General features: G+C 60.1%; 14 protein-coding genes. 11 read left to right on the top strand and 3 right to left on the bottom strand.

The features are described 5' to 3' along the window. From JNO51_RS11970 to JNO51_RS11990, 5 genes are all read left to right on the top strand, one after another. The gene (locus JNO51_RS11970; RefSeq protein WP_215777489.1) at nucleotides 1-189 is read left to right on the top strand and encodes a cbb3-type cytochrome c oxidase subunit 3; all 189 of its coding nucleotides are present in this window, start codon (nucleotides 1-3) and stop codon (nucleotides 187-189) included. Further along, a complete protein-coding gene (gene ccoP, locus JNO51_RS11975; protein ID WP_215777491.1) occupies nucleotides 189-1,115 on the top strand; it encodes a cytochrome-c oxidase, cbb3-type subunit III in 927 nt (308 codons plus the stop codon). Before JNO51_RS11970 ends, ccoP begins: the two co-directional genes overlap by 1 nt. Nucleotides 1,116-1,259: 144 nt before the next feature. Beyond that, the gene (ccoG, locus tag JNO51_RS11980) at nucleotides 1,260-2,687 is read left to right on the top strand and encodes a cytochrome c oxidase accessory protein CcoG (protein WP_215777494.1); all 1,428 of its coding nucleotides are present in this window, start codon (nucleotides 1,260-1,262) and stop codon (nucleotides 2,685-2,687) included. 105 nt (nucleotides 2,688-2,792) lie between these two features. After that, nucleotides 2,793-3,200, top strand: a complete 408-nt coding sequence (locus JNO51_RS11985; protein WP_215777496.1) for a YbaY family lipoprotein — start codon at nucleotides 2,793-2,795, stop codon at nucleotides 3,198-3,200. A 101-nt stretch (nucleotides 3,201-3,301) separates the two neighbouring features. Then, complete coding sequence (locus tag JNO51_RS11990; protein WP_215777498.1) at nucleotides 3,302-4,966, top strand: methyl-accepting chemotaxis protein; 1,665 nt, start codon at nucleotides 3,302-3,304, stop codon at nucleotides 4,964-4,966. A 33-nt stretch (nucleotides 4,967-4,999) separates the two neighbouring features. Here JNO51_RS11990 and JNO51_RS11995 read toward each other — a convergent pair whose 3' ends face one another. Together JNO51_RS11995 and JNO51_RS12000 are read right to left on the bottom strand one after the other, a co-directional pair. Further along, entirely contained in the window at nucleotides 5,000-7,366 is a 2,367-nt protein-coding gene (locus JNO51_RS11995; RefSeq protein WP_215777501.1) for a hypothetical protein, read from the bottom strand. A gap of 429 nt (nucleotides 7,367-7,795) precedes the next feature. Next, complete coding sequence (locus JNO51_RS12000) at nucleotides 7,796-9,184, bottom strand: tryptophanase (RefSeq protein WP_215777504.1); 1,389 nt, start codon at nucleotides 9,182-9,184, stop codon at nucleotides 7,796-7,798. A 297-nt stretch (nucleotides 9,185-9,481) separates the two neighbouring features. Between JNO51_RS12000 and JNO51_RS12005 the strand changes: the two genes are divergently transcribed. The 6 genes from JNO51_RS12005 to JNO51_RS12030 all read left to right on the top strand — a co-directional run bounded on the left by JNO51_RS12005 (nucleotide 9,482) and on the right by JNO51_RS12030 (nucleotide 14,921). Continuing rightward, on the top strand, nucleotides 9,482-9,766 hold the full coding sequence (locus tag JNO51_RS12005) for a hypothetical protein (protein WP_215777506.1): 285 nt from the start codon (nucleotides 9,482-9,484) through the stop codon (nucleotides 9,764-9,766). Further along, nucleotides 9,763-11,139, top strand: coding sequence for a peptide MFS transporter (locus JNO51_RS12010; protein ID WP_215777508.1), 1,377 nt, complete (start codon nucleotides 9,763-9,765; stop codon nucleotides 11,137-11,139). The genes JNO51_RS12005 and JNO51_RS12010 overlap by 4 nt, the downstream gene beginning before the upstream one ends. Nucleotides 11,140-11,293: 154 nt before the next feature. Then, nucleotides 11,294-12,733 (top strand): glycosyltransferase family 39 protein, encoded by a 1,440-nt coding sequence (locus JNO51_RS12015; protein ID WP_215777511.1) that lies wholly within the window; start codon nucleotides 11,294-11,296, stop codon nucleotides 12,731-12,733. A 12-nt stretch (nucleotides 12,734-12,745) separates the two neighbouring features. Beyond that, nucleotides 12,746-13,753 (top strand): glycosyltransferase family 2 protein, encoded by a 1,008-nt coding sequence (locus JNO51_RS12020; protein WP_215777513.1) that lies wholly within the window; start codon nucleotides 12,746-12,748, stop codon nucleotides 13,751-13,753. Beyond that, nucleotides 13,750-14,136, top strand: a complete 387-nt coding sequence (locus tag JNO51_RS12025; RefSeq protein ID WP_215777515.1) for a GtrA family protein — start codon at nucleotides 13,750-13,752, stop codon at nucleotides 14,134-14,136. The genes JNO51_RS12020 and JNO51_RS12025 overlap by 4 nt, the downstream gene beginning before the upstream one ends. Then, entirely contained in the window at nucleotides 14,136-14,921 is a 786-nt protein-coding gene (locus JNO51_RS12030; protein WP_252346078.1) for a ChbG/HpnK family deacetylase, read from the top strand. Before JNO51_RS12025 ends, JNO51_RS12030 begins: the two co-directional genes overlap by 1 nt. Here the strand turns inward: JNO51_RS12030 and JNO51_RS12035 are convergent. Next, a complete protein-coding gene (locus JNO51_RS12035; RefSeq protein WP_215777518.1) occupies nucleotides 14,918-15,595 on the bottom strand; it encodes a TIGR01621 family pseudouridine synthase in 678 nt (225 codons plus the stop codon). The two genes, JNO51_RS12030 and JNO51_RS12035, sit on opposite strands and share 4 nt — an antisense overlap. Between the last annotated feature and the right edge of the window lies 1 nt (nucleotide 15,596).

Here is a 15,596-nt window from a genome sequence, read left to right on the forward strand (position 1 = left end):
ATGGACTGGACCAATTTTGCCCGTGAGCTGTTTACCGTTTTCTGCTTTGCATCGTTTCTGGTGTTTGCCTGGGTGGCTTACAGCAAGCGCTCGAAGAAACGCTACAACGACGTTGCGAAGATGATCATCGACGACGATGACACGCCGCGAGATAACGGTGAACAACAATCCGGCAATGGAGCGAGATGATGAGTGATTTTGTCAGCGGTTTTTGGGGGATCTACATCACGGTAATCGTGATCGTCGGCTTTATCGGCATGGCCGCGCTGTTGATTACCCAGTCGAAAACAACGGTCAAGCCGGGTGAGCAGGCCGAAACCATGGGCCATGTGTGGGACGGGGACCTGCAGGAGTACAACAATCCCCTGCCGCGCTGGTGGATGATGCTGTTTTATCTGACCCTGGCCTTCGGCGCCGTGTACCTGGTGCTGTACCCCGGTCTCGGCACGTTCAAGGGCTTGCGCAACTGGACGTCGGTCGGTCAGTACAATGAAGAGCGTGCCCAGGCCGAAGCCAAGTACCTGCCGATGTACAACAAGTACCTGTCGATGGACCTGAAGGCTGTCGCCGCCGATCCGCAGGCACATGAAATGGGGCAGCGTCTGTTCCAGACCTATTGCATCCAGTGCCATGGCTCGGATGCCCGCGGTGCCAAGGGCTTCCCGAACCTGGTTCACCACGACTGGCAGTATGGCGGGGATCCGCAAACCATCAAGACCACCATCCTCGGTGGCCGTCATGGCCAGATGCCGGCCTGGGGTTCGGTACTGGGTGAAGAGAAGGTCAAGGATGTGGCCAACTACGTGCTGTCCATCGCCGGCAAGAAGCATGATGCCGACCGTGCCGCCCGTGGCGAGTCGACCTTCAAGACCATCTGCGCCACCTGCCACGGACCGGATGGCCATGGCAACCAGCAGCTTGGTGCGCCGAACCTGACGCACCCGAGTGGTGTATGGCTGTATGGTGGTACCGAGAAGACCATCATCGAAACCATCACCAACGGCCGCAACAACCAGATGCCGGCCTGGAAGGACTTCCTGGGTGAAGGCAAGGTGCACCTGCTGGCCGCCTATGTCTGGGGTCTGTCCAATCTGCCGCAACAACCGGCTCAGTAATTCCGGTTGATCGCCACAGCCCGCGCAAGCGGGCTGTGGCGTTTCAACATAACAAATCATTCTAAGGTTATAACCTTAGAACCATAAGAATGATGTAAAATTCATAAAAGTGAACTTTAGATCATTCTCCTAGGGGAAACGACCATGTCGGATTCACTGAAGGACATCAAGGCCAAGGTGGAAAGCCCGAAAGAGCAATCCATTTCGTTGTACGAAAAATCTCGCAAGCTCTACCCGCGCGACGTGCGCGGGATCTTCGCCAAATGGCGCCTGCTGTTCCTGTTCGGCACCCAATTGTTCTACCTCGGCATGCCCTGGGTCACCTGGAACGGACGCCAGGCATTGCTGTTCGATCTGGTCAACCGCAAGTTCTACCTGTTCGGCCTGACCATCTGGCCGCAGGACTTCGTCTATCTGTCCGCCCTGCTGATGTGCTGTGCCTTCGGCCTGTTCCTGTGGACCACCATCGCCGGACGTCTGTGGTGTGGCTACGCCTGTCCGCAAACCGTCTACACCGAGGTCATGCTGTGGATCGAACGCCTGGTGGAAGGCGACCACATCAAGCGGCAAAAGCTGGACAAGCAGGCCATGAACGGACGCAAGTTCGTCACCAAGACCATCAAGCACGGCATCATGATCGTGTTCTCGCTGTGGACCGGCTTTACTCTGGTCGGCTACTACACGCCAATCCGCGATCTGGTGGCGGCCGCCCCGACCTTCAACTACGGTCCCTGGGAAACCTTCTGGATCTTCTTCTACGCCGGCTTTACCTATCTGTTTGCCGCCCATATGCGCGAGCAGGTCTGTAAGTACATGTGTCCCTACGCCCGCTTCCAGAGTGTGATGTTCGACCGCGACACGCTGATCATTTCTTACGACGAAGCCCGCGGCGAACCACGCGGAGCACGCAAGAAAGGGATCGACCCGAAGGATGCCGGACTGGGCAGTTGCATCAACTGCGGTATCTGTGTCCAGGTCTGCCCGGTGGGCATCGACATCCGTGACGGTCTGCAATATGAATGCATCGGCTGTGCCGCCTGTATTGATGCCTGTGACGAAGTCATGGACAAAATGGGCTACCCGCGCGGCCTGATCAGCTACACCACCGAAAATGTGCAGGAAGGCAAGTTCACGCGGGACCAGATCAAGCAGCGCATCCTGCGACCGCGCGTCATCATGTATTCGCTGGTTTTGCTGGTGGTCATCACCACGGCGGCGACGGCATTCTTCCTGCGCCTGCCCTTCAAGGTAGACATCATCCGCGACCGCGCTTCTCTGGTACGGGAAACCGATGATGGCTGGCTGGAAAACAGCTACAGCATCCGCATCATGAACGTCACCGACCAGCCGCAGCGCTTCACGCTGACCGTTGACGGCATGCCGGATCTGCGACTGCAGGCCGATGAGAAGGAAATACTGGTTCGCCCGGGCGATAACCGCTTGGTCGGTGTGCGTGTTCAGGCACAGCCGGAAGTAGCCACCAAGGGTAGCCACGAAATTCACTTCACCATCAGTCGGGCGGATGATCCGTCGCTGAAGACCCGGGAAAAATCGAGCTTCATCGGCGAGTAAGCCGATTCCCGGTCCACACAACGCCGTCGTCAGCGACGGCGTTATTGCATCCGCGCGGCAAATGACGTCCAATGCCGCTTTCGTTTGCCAAACAGGAGAAACACCATGTTGTCCGTCAAACCACTGTTGACCGCCCTGTCCTGCGCCCTGTTGCTCGCTGCCTGCGCCAGCACGCCCTACCAGCCGGCCAGCCTGAACGGCAACATTCAGTTGCCGGCCAGCCTGATGACAGCCAAAGAGCTCATGGTGCGGCAACGCCTACTGGATGTCAGCGGCAGCGGGGGTGCCGCCAGCGTGCTGAGCGAGCAGTTTATCAACCGCCCGCAGAAAAACCCGCTGGTCTATGCCCTGCCCTATGACCGCCAGGCTATCCACAGCGGGGGTCATTACGAAATTGATACTCAGGTCTATGCCGGCGGTGAGCTGCGTGCGCATGCCACCCAGGCACTGACGGCAGGCAGCGATGGCCTGCCGGCCACCGCAGATGTCCAGGCACAGCCTGTGGGCCAATAAAGCAGAACCTGTACAACCGGCATTGACAGAAGAATATCTATAATCAAGGAACAAACATCTGGCCGGCGCGGCACGACCGGCCGGCGCAAGGGGGGAATCACATGAAACGCCAGTTTTCGCTGACCCAGCAACTGACGGCCACGCTGGCCCTGGGCTTTTTTGCCCTGCTGCTGGTCGGACTCATCGGCATGCTCAAGTTGTCGCAATCGCAGGACCGCTTTGACTACAGCATGAAATATGTCATCCCGGCCATCCAGCAGATGAGCGACCTGGCCGCCGCCTCGGATCAGTTGCGCATCAACGCGCTGCTGCTACCGATCGCCACCCCGGCAGCCCGCCCGGACATCGAGAAAAAAATGGCCGACATCGATGCCTCCATGGACAAGACCATGTCGCAGTACGTCTCGAGCTATACCGATGAGGACGTGCGAGCCATCGGTCAGGCCAAGGTCGATTATTACTCGGCACAGGACCCGACCCTGTTCAAAGAGGATGTGGCCGCGCTCAAAGCCTGGCGTGCCGAGCGCGATATCTTCGTCAAGGCGGTACATGCCAATGACCAGGCCGCCATGCAGGCCAGCTACACCGGCTTTGCCCAGGCCAGCGACAATCTGACCAAGGCCTTCGCCAGCCACCTCAAGATGAATTACGACCTCGGTGTGGACGTGTCGGATGCCAACAAGGCCAACTATGAGCTGGCACGCAATTTCATGCTCGGCCTGATCGTTATCTCCGGCGCCCTGTCGGCCCTGTTCGGCATTCGTATGGTGCGCAATATGCGCAGCAGCCTGCTGGCACTGAAGGACACCATGAAAAATGTCCGGGAAAGTCTGAACCTGACCCAGCGAGCACCGGTTCTGCGCCGGGACGAAATCGGCGAAACATCGGCCAACTTCAACGAGCTGCTGGAGCGGCTGCAGGACAATCTGCGCACCATCCTGCAGGGGGCGGACCGCGTGGCGCTGCTGGCCAACTCGGTGACACAGGCCTCCAATAAAGTCTCGCAGAGTGCCAATGTGCAGAGCGAGGCCTCCTCGGCCATGGCAGCCTCCATCGAGCAGATGACCGTCAGCATCACCCATGTGGCTGATCGTGCCAGCGATACCCGTGACGGCGCGCAAAACGCCGGAGAGAAGGCCAAGCAGGGGGCGGCTTCGATCAGTGAAACCATCAGCGATATCCACAATATCGCCGACGTGGTGGAGGAGGCGGCAGAGAGCATCCGCAAGCTGGACGAAGAAAGCACCCAGGTGGCCAACGTCATCCAGATCATCCGTGACATCGCCGACCAGACCAATCTGCTGGCGCTCAATGCCGCCATCGAGGCAGCCCGTGCCGGCGAACAGGGACGCGGTTTTGCCGTGGTCGCCGACGAAGTGCGCAAGCTGGCGGAGCGCACGGCGCAATCGACGCTGGAAATTGGCGCCACCATCACCAAGATGCGTGATTACGCCCACAGCGCCACCAATCAGATGTCAAATGTGGAGAACCTGGTCCAGACCGGTGAGCAACGTGCCGACCTGGCCGACAAGTCGATCCGCGAAATCGGCGAGGCCACGCGCCTGGCCTCCGAGCAGGTCGGTGAAATCAGTCAGGCCATCAGCGAACAAGGTGCGGCCAGCCAGACCATCGCTGCCCGGGTGGAGCAAGTGGCCGGCATGGCCGTGGAAGCCAGCCAGGCATCGGAGGAAACCGCCCGACTGTCCGATGAACTCGACGAGCTGGCCAAGGAGCAAATTCGCATTCTGAAGAGTTACACCCTCTGACCGCGCTTCTTCGGGGTTGCCCGGGTACACCGCTTACCTGAGCAACCCTGCCGCCTGCCGCTGTTCAGCTTCCTTCCTCTCCATTTTCCGATACAGATCCATCACGCCGATGTCACCTGTCTGCAGGGCCCTGACACGGGGGTTCGACCCATCGCGCCATGGTTCCAGAACCCCTTTGAGCAACGCTTGGGCCGGTTCCGTGTCAATGGCCAGCAAAACCTGGCAATACTCAACCAGCCTGGCTGACGGACCATTGCGCAAGGCGCGACAGTACGCCACATCCAGCTGCAGAGCCTTCGCAACCTGCTCGTCTGCCAGCAATCCGCGGCTCGACAACTGGCGCAGCAGCTCGCCAAAGCGTTTGATATTCCCGGGGAAGGAATTCCGGAACAACAAGTCCTCCAGCAGCAACGGTCGCTCCGTCGCGCCGATCAGCGCACACAATTGATCCGGTCGCAGCACCTTGTCGTGCAGCAGCGTCGTCAGCAAATCGGCATAGTGAGAAAAATCCTGAGGCAGGCTGCTGGTCAGCAACTGACGCACCCCCTGCGCCAGCCAGCTTGTCAGCCTAGGCACATCCAGTTCAGAACGGCGTTTCATATCGACCAGAACCTCGGCGACTTCACGCGCGAGCCGCGGCTGGCTCTCGGAGAGCAGGCTCTGCCACTGTTCAGCGTTCAGCCGCACGGGAGGCAATGCCTTGGCGACATCCGGCACAATGAGCTGCAGTTTCTGCCTCACCCAGGCAGCATGCAGGCGAGCCTGAGCCCGCGTCGCGATGGGCCATGCATCATCCGCCGTAGGCAGCAGATAGGACGTCAAACTTTTCTGGTTCAGACGGCCCATCTGGCAGAGCTGTGCGCAGAACTGGGCATATAGCTGCAGCAGGGCCGTTTCCTGTGGGGTCTTGGGTGCCTGCCAGCAGCCCAGCAGTCGGGGTTGCAGCAGGCTCAGCCCGGGATAGACCAGACAAGGCGCCACCCATGACGCGTGACTGGCCTCAGCCTGTTGCAGCATATCCATGAACTTGGCATAGAGCGTCACTTGGCTGGCCATCAGGGAATGGCAGTGCGATTGCAGCCAGCCCCCCTCTCCCGCCTCGGCCAGCTGACGGTATAGGTTCAGACAGGTGTCCTCCAGCCCGGCATGCCTGCCTGACTTCAGCACGGCCAGCAAGGCGGGCAAATAGCGCTGGCCATCCTCGACATAGGTCAGCTCGCTCCCGGGCTGACGCTGCAGATACTGATGCGCCCGTTCAGGTCCCAGCCGGCACAGAAAACGCGTCAGACATGCCGGATCCCTCAGCAAGGCAGCCGGCATGGCCAGCAAGTCATCGGGCGGAGCGTGCTCGATCAGTTGATCGACCATCTGGGGCAGGTAGCGGCGCAGCGCGCTGTGCAACGGATGCTCCCGCCCGGCATCCAGTGCCTGTACCAGCTGGTTGAGGTCTGCGACTTGCAGCGGACGGGGTTGGCTATTCCTGGCATCCCCCGATAGCGCATCTTGACACCAGAATACGTCGGCCTGGGCGACCAGGGTGGTGGACGCCTGATTCTGCGACCATTTGACGAGATGCACTTCGGGATAGGCCTCTGCCGGAAAGCAGTTGCCTGCCATCTGCCGGAGGATACGGCGGGTAATCAGGCTCGGATCCGGCGGCACGCCGGCTGGCATGTAGTCTTCGTCCAGGCGGGTGACATCGGACATCTCCAGATCAATCGAGGTCTCCTGGCGGATCGCCGCCAGTTGCTCCTCGTCCAGACAGCCCGCATGGGCTGGCGTCAGCGCGGCCTTCAGCTTTTCCTGCACCTGGCCGGCCAGTTGCCAGGCCACCGCCCCCGGATGCAGCCTGGTCAGCAATGCCTCCAGACACTCGTTAATGAGCTCATCATTCAATTGCGCCTGCCAGACATTGCTGAAGACCTCGCCGCAGATGCTCAGGCCAATACTGGGTGCCAGGCGGTTTTTCAGCGCGTTCACGATATGCACTTCATTATATGGATAGGCGTCCAGGTGTCCGAAATAGCGTTCGGCAAAGACCTGGCAGCACTGGTCGGTGATTTGCTCCTTGATCTTCTGCACCTCGCCGGGGAGCCCCGAGAGCCGCAGGCTCAAGGCCTCGCAAGTCCGATACAGGGCACTGAAGGCGCCAGGACCGCAAGCCTGTACATTGTCCCCCAGATCAATCAGCAGGCGGGCCCGCTCATCTTGCGGGATGCCGCCTTTGGCAAGCAGTGAACACAGCAATTCCAGATATTGCTTGCCCTGACCCAGCAAGCTCTCCATGTCATGCTGGCTGTAGCTGGCAGTCACGATTCTGTCGATCAGCCCCTGCAAATGCTGCTGGCAGCGATGGCTCGTGTTCTCTGTCCCGATCGCCTGGCTGGCGGCCTCCTTCAACTGTCTGATTCCGTCCTTGAACTCCGCCAGGCAGCACTGACCCTCCCGGGTCTTTATGAACTCAGACCAGCTCATGCCGCTGGCAGAATGAAAATAATGACGCGGGCGATCTCCACCCGGCAGATCCTTCGCCGGTGGCGCACTGGGTCCATGAACAGCGCTAGCGGCAGGGCTCGCATTGGCCGCCAGACAAGTATAAAAATCTGCCCTGGGAGAAATGGCTAGCATGACATCCTTTCACTTAGAGTCATCGGATAAGAGGCGTCCATCGGGATGGACTGGGCATGCACGCGCATTCTTCGACCATCCCTGCCGGCGGTCTTTGGTGAAAGCACCGCGGTTTTGCGGTTTTGCCTGATTGACACCCCTGGCTGTCAGCATGAAAAAAGGCGCCCGAGGGCGCCTTGATCTCCAGCCGGACAGCAGGACTCAGACTGGCTTGAGGCGGGCGGTGAAGTGACGCAGGATCGGCGGTTCGTATTCGAAGGTCAGACCACGAATGCTCTTGGCACGTGCGTTCAGGTCGATCAGGCAATCGGCGATGTAGTCCATGTGGTCATTGGTGTAGACACGACGCGGAATGGTCAGCCGCAGCAGTTCGAAGGAAGAGGGCTCTTGTTCACCCGTGGCCGGATTGCGTCCCAGCAGCAGCGAACCGATTTCCACACCACGAATCCCGCCTTCCAGATACAGTTCGCAGGCCAGCGAATGGGCCGGGAACTGGTGCGCCGGGATATGCGGCAGCATCAGCTTGGCATCGACAAACACGGCATGTCCGCCGGTCGGGGTCTGCACCGGCACCCCTCCCTCGGCCAGACGCTCACCCAGATAGGCCACCTGGGCAATACGATAGCTGAGGTAGTCGTGATTCATGCCCTCTTTCAGACCGATGGCCAGCGCTTCCATATCGCGACCGGCCAGGCCACCATAGGTGACGAAGCCTTCCATGGCCACGCAGCGCACCTGTACCGCACGGAACAGATCCAGGTCGTCGCGGAAGCAGCACAGACCACCGATATTCACCAGGCCGTCTTTCTTGGCAGACATGGTAAAGATATCGCCATAGCTGAACATTTCACGCACGATGTCCTGGATCGGGCTGTCAGCGTAATCGCGGTCACGGTGCTTGATGAACCAGGCGTTTTCCGAGAAACGGGCGGCATCCAGAATGACCGGAATACCATGCTGGCGGGCCAGCTGGCTGACGGCACGAATGTTGCCCATCGAGACAGGCTGACCACCGGCACTATTACACGTCACCGTCACGATCACACCGGCGACGTTGTCCACGCCATGGGTGCTGATCGCGGTTTTCAGGCCTTCCAGGTCGAAGTCGCCCTTCCAGTCATAGGCTTTCTGGGTATCCAGTGCGGCAGGTGTCAGAACATTGAGTGCGCGGGCGCCGGCCATTTCGACGTGGGCCTTGGTGGTGTCGAAATGGTAGTTGGACAGGAACACCGGCGACTTGCCGGCTTTGCGCTTGACCAGCTCCGGGAACAGGATCTGTTCCGCACCACGACCCTGGTGGGTCGGCATCACGTGCTGGTAACCGAACACTTCGCGTACCGTCTGTTCCAGATGGTAGAAGTTGCGGCTGCCGGCATAGGATTCGTCGCCCATCATCAGGCCAGCCCATTGCCGGTCGCTCATGGCGCCGGTTCCGCTGTCCGTCAGCAAATCAATGTAGACATCATCGCCATGCAGCAGGAACGGGTTCCAGCCGGCCTCGGCCAAGGCCTGGCGGCGGTACTCCGGGGTGGTCTGGTGAATGGGTTCAACCATCTTGATACGGAACGGTTCAGGAATACGACGAGCCATGTTTACTCTCCCTGGGCGCAACGAGGCCTGCCTGCATTGGCAATGGCATGTTGGCCACACATTAGCGAAATCTGAATTTTTGGAAAAAACGGGCTGCGCAAGCGCGCAAGGGAATCAGACGCGAGGAAAGTCGTAGGTCAGGACGATGTCGACCGTATACCAGTTCGGGATCACGGCCCGATACGTGTGAGCATCCATCTTCAACTCGAAATCAGTGGGTTAGGACAAGTGTGCTTTTTGTCAGCACTATCTCAGACTACTCCATCACCCATTTCTCATACAAGAAAAAAATATTCCATGAGTTTGCTCAGACGCAAACACGCCTCATTCAGCATCAATCGTCAAAACGCTATGCCCACATTGGCCATTTATGTCAACCGATTAGTAAAAATCCACAGACTTATATCAAAAAATCAGGAAACAATCCTCTTGTCATTACATTTTTATGGAAATATTACCAATGAAAATAAGAATATCGCTATGATGCAAAACCCCATCGAAGCGTCAAATGAATGGGACATAACAAAAAAACATAATGTCGTTGGTCTTCTCAAGTTCGCGGACAAGGAAATCTTTTCATGATCAAACAATCACATCCCAAGGGGCTGTACCTGCTCTTCGTGACTGAAATGTGGGAACGTTTCAGCTACTACGGCATGCGCGCCATTTTCGTACTTTTCATGGTCAAGGCCCTGATGCTGGACAAGGCACATGCCTCCAGCGTCTATGGCACCTTTACCAGCCTGGTCTATCTGACCCCGCTGGCCGGTGGCTACATCGCCGACCGTTTCTGGGGTAATCGCCGCTCGATCATTGCCGGCGGGCTGCTGATGGCAGCAGGCCAGTTCCTGCTGTTCTTCTCCGGCTCGGTGTTCAGCCAGTCGATCGCTTCGGCCACCACCCTGATGTACATCGGTCTCGGGGTTCTGATTGCCGGCAACGGCCTGTTCAAGCCGAACATCTCCTCCATGGTGGGGCAGCTGTACCCGGCCGGCGACAAGCGCGTCGATGCGGCATTCACCATCTTCTACATGGGCATCAATGCCGGTGCACTGATTGCACCGCTGGTCTGCGGCACGCTGGGGGACACTGGCAATCCGCATGACTTCAAGTGGGGCTTCCTGGCAGCAGGCTGCGGCATGCTGTTCAGCCTTGCCATTTTTGTCACGCTGAAGAATGCCCTGCTGGTGACCCCGGAGGGTCGTGCCATCGGTCTCAAGCCGGCACGCGATGCCGACGGTCAGAGTGCGGTCAGCCATGAGCCGCTGACGCGCAAGGACTATGAACGCCTGGCGGTCATCCTGATCGTGTCGCTGTTCGTGATCTTCTTCTGGTCCGCCTTCGAGCAGGCCGGGGCGTCGCTGACGTTCTTCGCCGACGAGCAGACCAACCGCAACCTGCTGGGCTTTGTGGTGCCGGCTTCGTACTTCCAGTCGATCAACCCGGTGGGTATCGTGCTGTTCGCCCCGGTGTTTGCCTGGCTGTGGGGCAAGCTGGGTCAGCGCGGCATGGAGCCGGCCTCGCCGACCAAGATGGCCATCGGCCTGTTCCTGCTGGCCGTCGGTTATCTGGTGATTGCGTTCGGTGTCGATGGCCGGCAACCGGGCGTCAAGGTCAGCATGATGTGGCTGGTCAGCCTGTACATGCTGCACACCTTTGGTGAACTGTGCCTGTCGCCGGTCGGCCTGTCGCTGGTGGTCAAACTGTCGCCAGCCCGCTTTACCAGCCTGATGATGGGGATCTGGTTCCTGTCCAACTTTGCCGCCAACAAGTTTGCCGGTGTGCTGTCCGGTCTGTATCCGGATCCGAAAATGGCCCCGCCGGTTTTCCTCGGCTACACCATCACCAACCTGCATGACTTCTTCATGCTGTTTGTCGTGATGGCCGGCTTTGCCTCGCTGATTCTGTTCCTGCTGTCGCGCAAGCTGCAGAAGATGATGCATATCGAAGCCTGACCGACACGGAACCGGACGCTTCAATCAAGCCACAGCGGCTGCTGTGGCTTTTTTTATGCGGTTTTTTTGTAGGAAAGCGTCAGCTTTAAAAGCATATTAAGCCTTGCTGGTATAAAATCGCAGGTTGCTATAAACACGGCTGGCAGGAATTGACATGGACAAGACCAAACGGCGCGTGGTGATGGTGTTGCTGGCGCTGCTGACAATCCGGCTGCTGGCGATGTTTTTCATCCCGCTCAACGACACCACGGAAGCGCGCTACGCGGAAATCGCCCGCAAGATGCTTGAGACCGGCAACTGGGTGACTCCGCTGCACGACTATGGTGTGCCGTTCTGGGCCAAGCCACCCCTGTCGACCTGGCTGTCCGCTGCCTCGATGGGGCTGTTTGGCGTGAATGCTTTCGCCGTGCGTCTGCCGGCGCTGCTGCTGGGGATCGCGACCGGCTGGCTGACCTTTCTGCTGGCGCGTCGCCGTCAGGGTGAGGAAGCGGCCTGGATTGCCGTGCTGGCCCTGGCCGGCGGCGTGCTGTTCTATCTGTGCGCCGGTACGGTGATGACCGACCCGTCGCTGCTGTTCTGCGTGACGCTGGCCCAGGTGGCCTTCTGGTTTGCCCTGCGCGAGAACAGCCGGCTGTGGGGCTATCTGTTTTTTGCCGCCCTGGGGCTGGGCCTGCTGGCCAAGGGGCCGCTGACCATCGTGCTGGTCGGCATGCCGATCTTCATCTGGCTGTGTCTGCGGCGCGAATGGATGACCATGTGGCGTGGACTGCCGTGGTTCGGTGGTCTGTTGCTGCTGCTGGCCATCGGGGTGCCCTGGTACATCCTGGCCGAAATCCGCACGCCGGGCTTCCTCAACTACTTCATCATGGGCGAGCACGTTCACCGCTTCCTGGACCCGGGCTGGAAGGGGGATCGATATGGTTTTGCCCATGCCACGCCGCACGGCATGATCTGGCCATTCGCTTTTGCCGGGCTGCTGCCCTGGTCGCCGCTGGCAATTTTCTGGCTGCTGCGCCGTCGTCCGGCCCTGCCGGGCGAGCCGAATGATGGCTGGATGTCCTATATTGGCTTGTGGTCGCTGATGACTCTGGCTTTCTTCACCTTGTCCGGCAACATCATTTTTCCCTATCCGCTGCCGATGGTGGCGGGATTTGCGCTGCTGTTCGCCGAACTGTGGCGCCGCCGCCGGGCCGGGGCCGGTCTGGTCATCGGGCTGGGGCTGTCGGCCGGTGTACTGACGCTGGCGGCCACACTGGCCTTCCAGCTCTGGCCTGGCAAGGTTGGTCGTTCCCAGGTGTCGCTGGTACGCGCCTGGCAGGCGGATCATCCCGCGCCCTACAGCCATTTGCTGTATTGGGATACCCGTCGCGAATTCTCGGCAGAGTTCTATTCGCAGGGACGGGTCCACACCAGTATCGAGCCGCAGGCAGCGCTGGCGCTGCTGGACGACAATACGGTGGATTACATTGCCACTTCACTCAGCGATTATCCGACCCTGCCCCAGGCGGTGAAGGACGCTTTTGAAGAAATCGGACGCTTTCACAACCCGGGTGAAGTCACCCTGCTGTTACGTAAAAAACACGGCGCTGCCTGACCAGGATCTGTCATGACCGACGATTTCGTTCCAGAATATCTTTTGCAATTGCGTGCATCCGAGCGGCCAGCCGACCCGCTGGTCAGCTGCATCGTCCCCGCATTCAACGAGGCCGACAATATTGTCCCCCTGCTGCAGACCCTGCATCAGATCCTGCAGGCAGAAGGCCTGCGTCATGAGCTGATCGTGGTGGATGACGGCAGCCGCGACGCCACGGTGGAGCGGGTACTGGGGATCAAGGAGCACCTGCCGGTCACGCTGGTGCAACTGTCACGCAACTTCGGCAAGGAGCTGGCACTGACCGCCGGTATCGACCTGGCGCGTGGTGATGTGGCCGTGCTGATCGACGGTGACTTCCAGCATCCGCCCGAGATGATTCCGGCCTTCCTGGCCAACTGGCGCAAGGGCTATGACATGGTCTACAGCGTGCGCGCCAGTCGTGACGGCGAAACCCTGGCCAAGCGCTGGTTTACCCGTGTGTTCTATGCCCTGCTCAATACCGGCGCCCAGCTGAAGATTCCGGAAAACACCCAGGATTTCCGTGTGCTGGACCGCTGCATTCTGCATGCCCTGCGCCAGATGCCTGAGCGCAACCGTTTCATGAAGGGGCTGTACAACTGGGTGGGCTTTACCCGGCTGGGGGTGGAAACCCACACCAACGACCGCCGCGGCGGCAAGAGCAGCTTCAACCTGTATCGTCTGCTCGGCCTCGGGCTCACCGGCCTGACGGCCTTCTCCAATGTCCCCCTGCGCGTCTGGACCCTGATCGGCAGCTGCATCTCGCTGGCCTCGATCGCCTATGCCCTGTTCGTGCTGGTGGAAACCCTGCTGTTTGGCAATGACCAGCACGGCTGGCCGACCCTGACGGTCGGCATCATGTTCCTCGGCGGCGTGCAGTTGCTGTCCATCGGTGTGCTGGGCGAGTACATCGGCCGCATCTTCACCGAGGTCAAGCTGCGTCCGGCCTATTTTGTCAGCCGGATCACCCATCTGACCGGCAGTGCCGAGGGCCGCGAGTGAAGCAACAGCTGTTCTGGTTCGGCGTGGTCGGCATCAGCGCACTGATCGTGCACTTCGTGGTGGTGACAGTTTTTTTGACGCCGCTGGGGCTGGCCCCGCTGCTGGCGAATATCGTCGGCTTTCTGGTGGCCTTTCAGGTCAGCTACTGGGGACACCGCCAGCTGACTTTCGGCCAGGTCTCGGTACCGCACCACCAGGCTTTGCCGCGCTTTTTCGGCATTGCCTGCCTGAGTTTTGCCGTCAATGAAAGCCTGTATGCGCTGCTGTTGCGCTATACCCCGCTGGATTACCGCGTCGCTTTGCTGATCGTGTTGTTCACGGTCGCTGCCCTGACATTTGTGCTGAGCAAACTGTGGGCCTTTCGCAGCCGGAGTGCCGCCTGATGCGCCGCCTGATTCTCTGCGCCGATGATTTTGCCCAGTCCCCCGCCATCAGCCGCGGCATTCTGGCACTGATCGATGCGGGCAGGTTGTCGGCCACCAGTGTGTTTTCCTTGTCGGATTGCTGGCCTGAACTGGCCCCGGAACTATCAGACCGTGCCGTGGATGTCGGCCTGCATTTCAACCTGACCGAAGCACTCGGCCAGCCGGTGCGCGGACTGGGCTACTGGCTGCTGATGAGCCAGCTGCGGACCCTGTCCCGGCAGCAGCTGTGCCATCAATGGCTGCAGCAGATCGATGCCTTCGCCGACAAGCTGGGGCGCTTGCCGGATTATCTCGATGGCCATCAGCACGTGCATGCCCTGCCGGTGGTACGCAACGCCATGACCGATGCCATCGCCCTGCGCTGGCCAGCCGCGGACAAGCCTTATATCCGGCGCCCGGACCGACTGGCTGATGCCGGTGACAGCGCGTTCAAGGGACGGGTACTGCGGGGATGTTGCGCCGGTTTCTCGGGCCACTTGCAACAACATGGCCTGCAAGGGCCGGACTGGTTTGCCGGCCTGTACTCGCTGACGCCGGCGGCCGACTTTGCCGGTCTGATGCGTCACTGGCTGCAGACCATGCCGGATGGCGGACTGATCATGTGCCATCCCGGAGACCCCGATGAGCGCCCGGACCCGATCTCGGCCACGCGCCCGCTGGAGTGGGCCTGGCTGGCCGGTGACGGCTTTGCGGACGACATGGCCAGCGCCGGGGTGACCCTGAGCCGCTACACGCCGGTCTAAAGCCGGTCGCGCAGGTTCGCCGGACGCCAGTCTGCCTGCGTCAGCAGGGCATGCAGGGCCGGCAGACGAAACCATTCGCCCTCGGTTGGCGGACATTCGAAATCAAAGACCTCTTCCCCCAGACGAAAGCGCAGCGACCAGGCATGCAGATAGCCGCGATCGACCGGCGGCTGGCTGGCCGGATGATAGAGCGGATCGCCCAGAATCGGTGCCCCCAGACTCTTCATGGCCACCCGCAGCTGGTGGGTCTTGCCGGTCAGCGGCTTGAGAAAGAACAGCCGGATGCCCGGCTGCAGCGACGTACTGAGGAAGCGGGTGCGCGCCGGCTGGTGCTGCGCACTCGTCAGCCGCCAGGCCCCGCCCCTTCCCTTGAGCATGTCACCGCTGATCAGTCCCTGTTTCTTGCCCGGCTTGCGATCCGACAGCGCCAGATAGAGCTTGTCCATCTGCCGCTCAGCCAGTTGTTGCGACAATGCCCGCGCCACGTCGGGTGAACGTGCCAGCAACAGCAAGCCCGAGGTCATGCGATCCAGGCGGTGAACCGGCCAGACCTCCCCCAGCCCGGCGCGCACTGCCTCCACCAGCCCGGTTTCTTCCCCCTGATGGTGAAAGCTGACTCCCGCCTGCTTGTCGATCAGGAAAAAGCGCGGATCTTCATGCACAAGACGGAACAAG

The organism is Paludibacterium sp. B53371, assembly GCF_018802765.1.
Classification (GTDB): Bacteria; Pseudomonadota; Gammaproteobacteria; order Burkholderiales; family Chromobacteriaceae; genus Paludibacterium.

What these genes read in the sequence shown, in the direction of transcription:
- ccoP (WP_215777491.1), top strand. Translation starts at nt 189, where the DNA reads ATGAGTGATTTTGTCAGCGGTTTTTGGGGGATCTACATCACGGTAATC.
- JNO51_RS11985 (WP_215777496.1), top strand. Translation starts at nt 2,793, where the DNA reads ATGTTGTCCGTCAAACCACTGTTGACCGCCCTGTCCTGCGCCCTGTTG.
- JNO51_RS12030 (WP_252346078.1), top strand. Translation starts at nt 14,136, where the DNA reads ATGCGCCGCCTGATTCTCTGCGCCGATGATTTTGCCCAGTCCCCCGCC.
- JNO51_RS11970 (WP_215777489.1), top strand. Translation starts at nt 1, where the DNA reads ATGGACTGGACCAATTTTGCCCGTGAGCTGTTTACCGTTTTCTGCTTT.
- JNO51_RS12015 (WP_215777511.1), top strand. Translation starts at nt 11,294, where the DNA reads ATGGACAAGACCAAACGGCGCGTGGTGATGGTGTTGCTGGCGCTGCTG.
- ccoG (WP_215777494.1), top strand. Translation starts at nt 1,260, where the DNA reads ATGTCGGATTCACTGAAGGACATCAAGGCCAAGGTGGAAAGCCCGAAA.
- JNO51_RS12005 (WP_215777506.1), top strand. Translation starts at nt 9,482, where the DNA reads ATGAGTTTGCTCAGACGCAAACACGCCTCATTCAGCATCAATCGTCAA.
- JNO51_RS12020 (WP_215777513.1), top strand. Translation starts at nt 12,746, where the DNA reads ATGACCGACGATTTCGTTCCAGAATATCTTTTGCAATTGCGTGCATCC.
- JNO51_RS12010 (WP_215777508.1), top strand. Translation starts at nt 9,763, where the DNA reads ATGATCAAACAATCACATCCCAAGGGGCTGTACCTGCTCTTCGTGACT.
- JNO51_RS11990 (WP_215777498.1), top strand. Translation starts at nt 3,302, where the DNA reads ATGAAACGCCAGTTTTCGCTGACCCAGCAACTGACGGCCACGCTGGCC.
- JNO51_RS12000 (WP_215777504.1), bottom strand. Translation starts at nt 9,184, where the DNA reads ATGGCTCGTCGTATTCCTGAACCGTTCCGTATCAAGATGGTTGAACCC.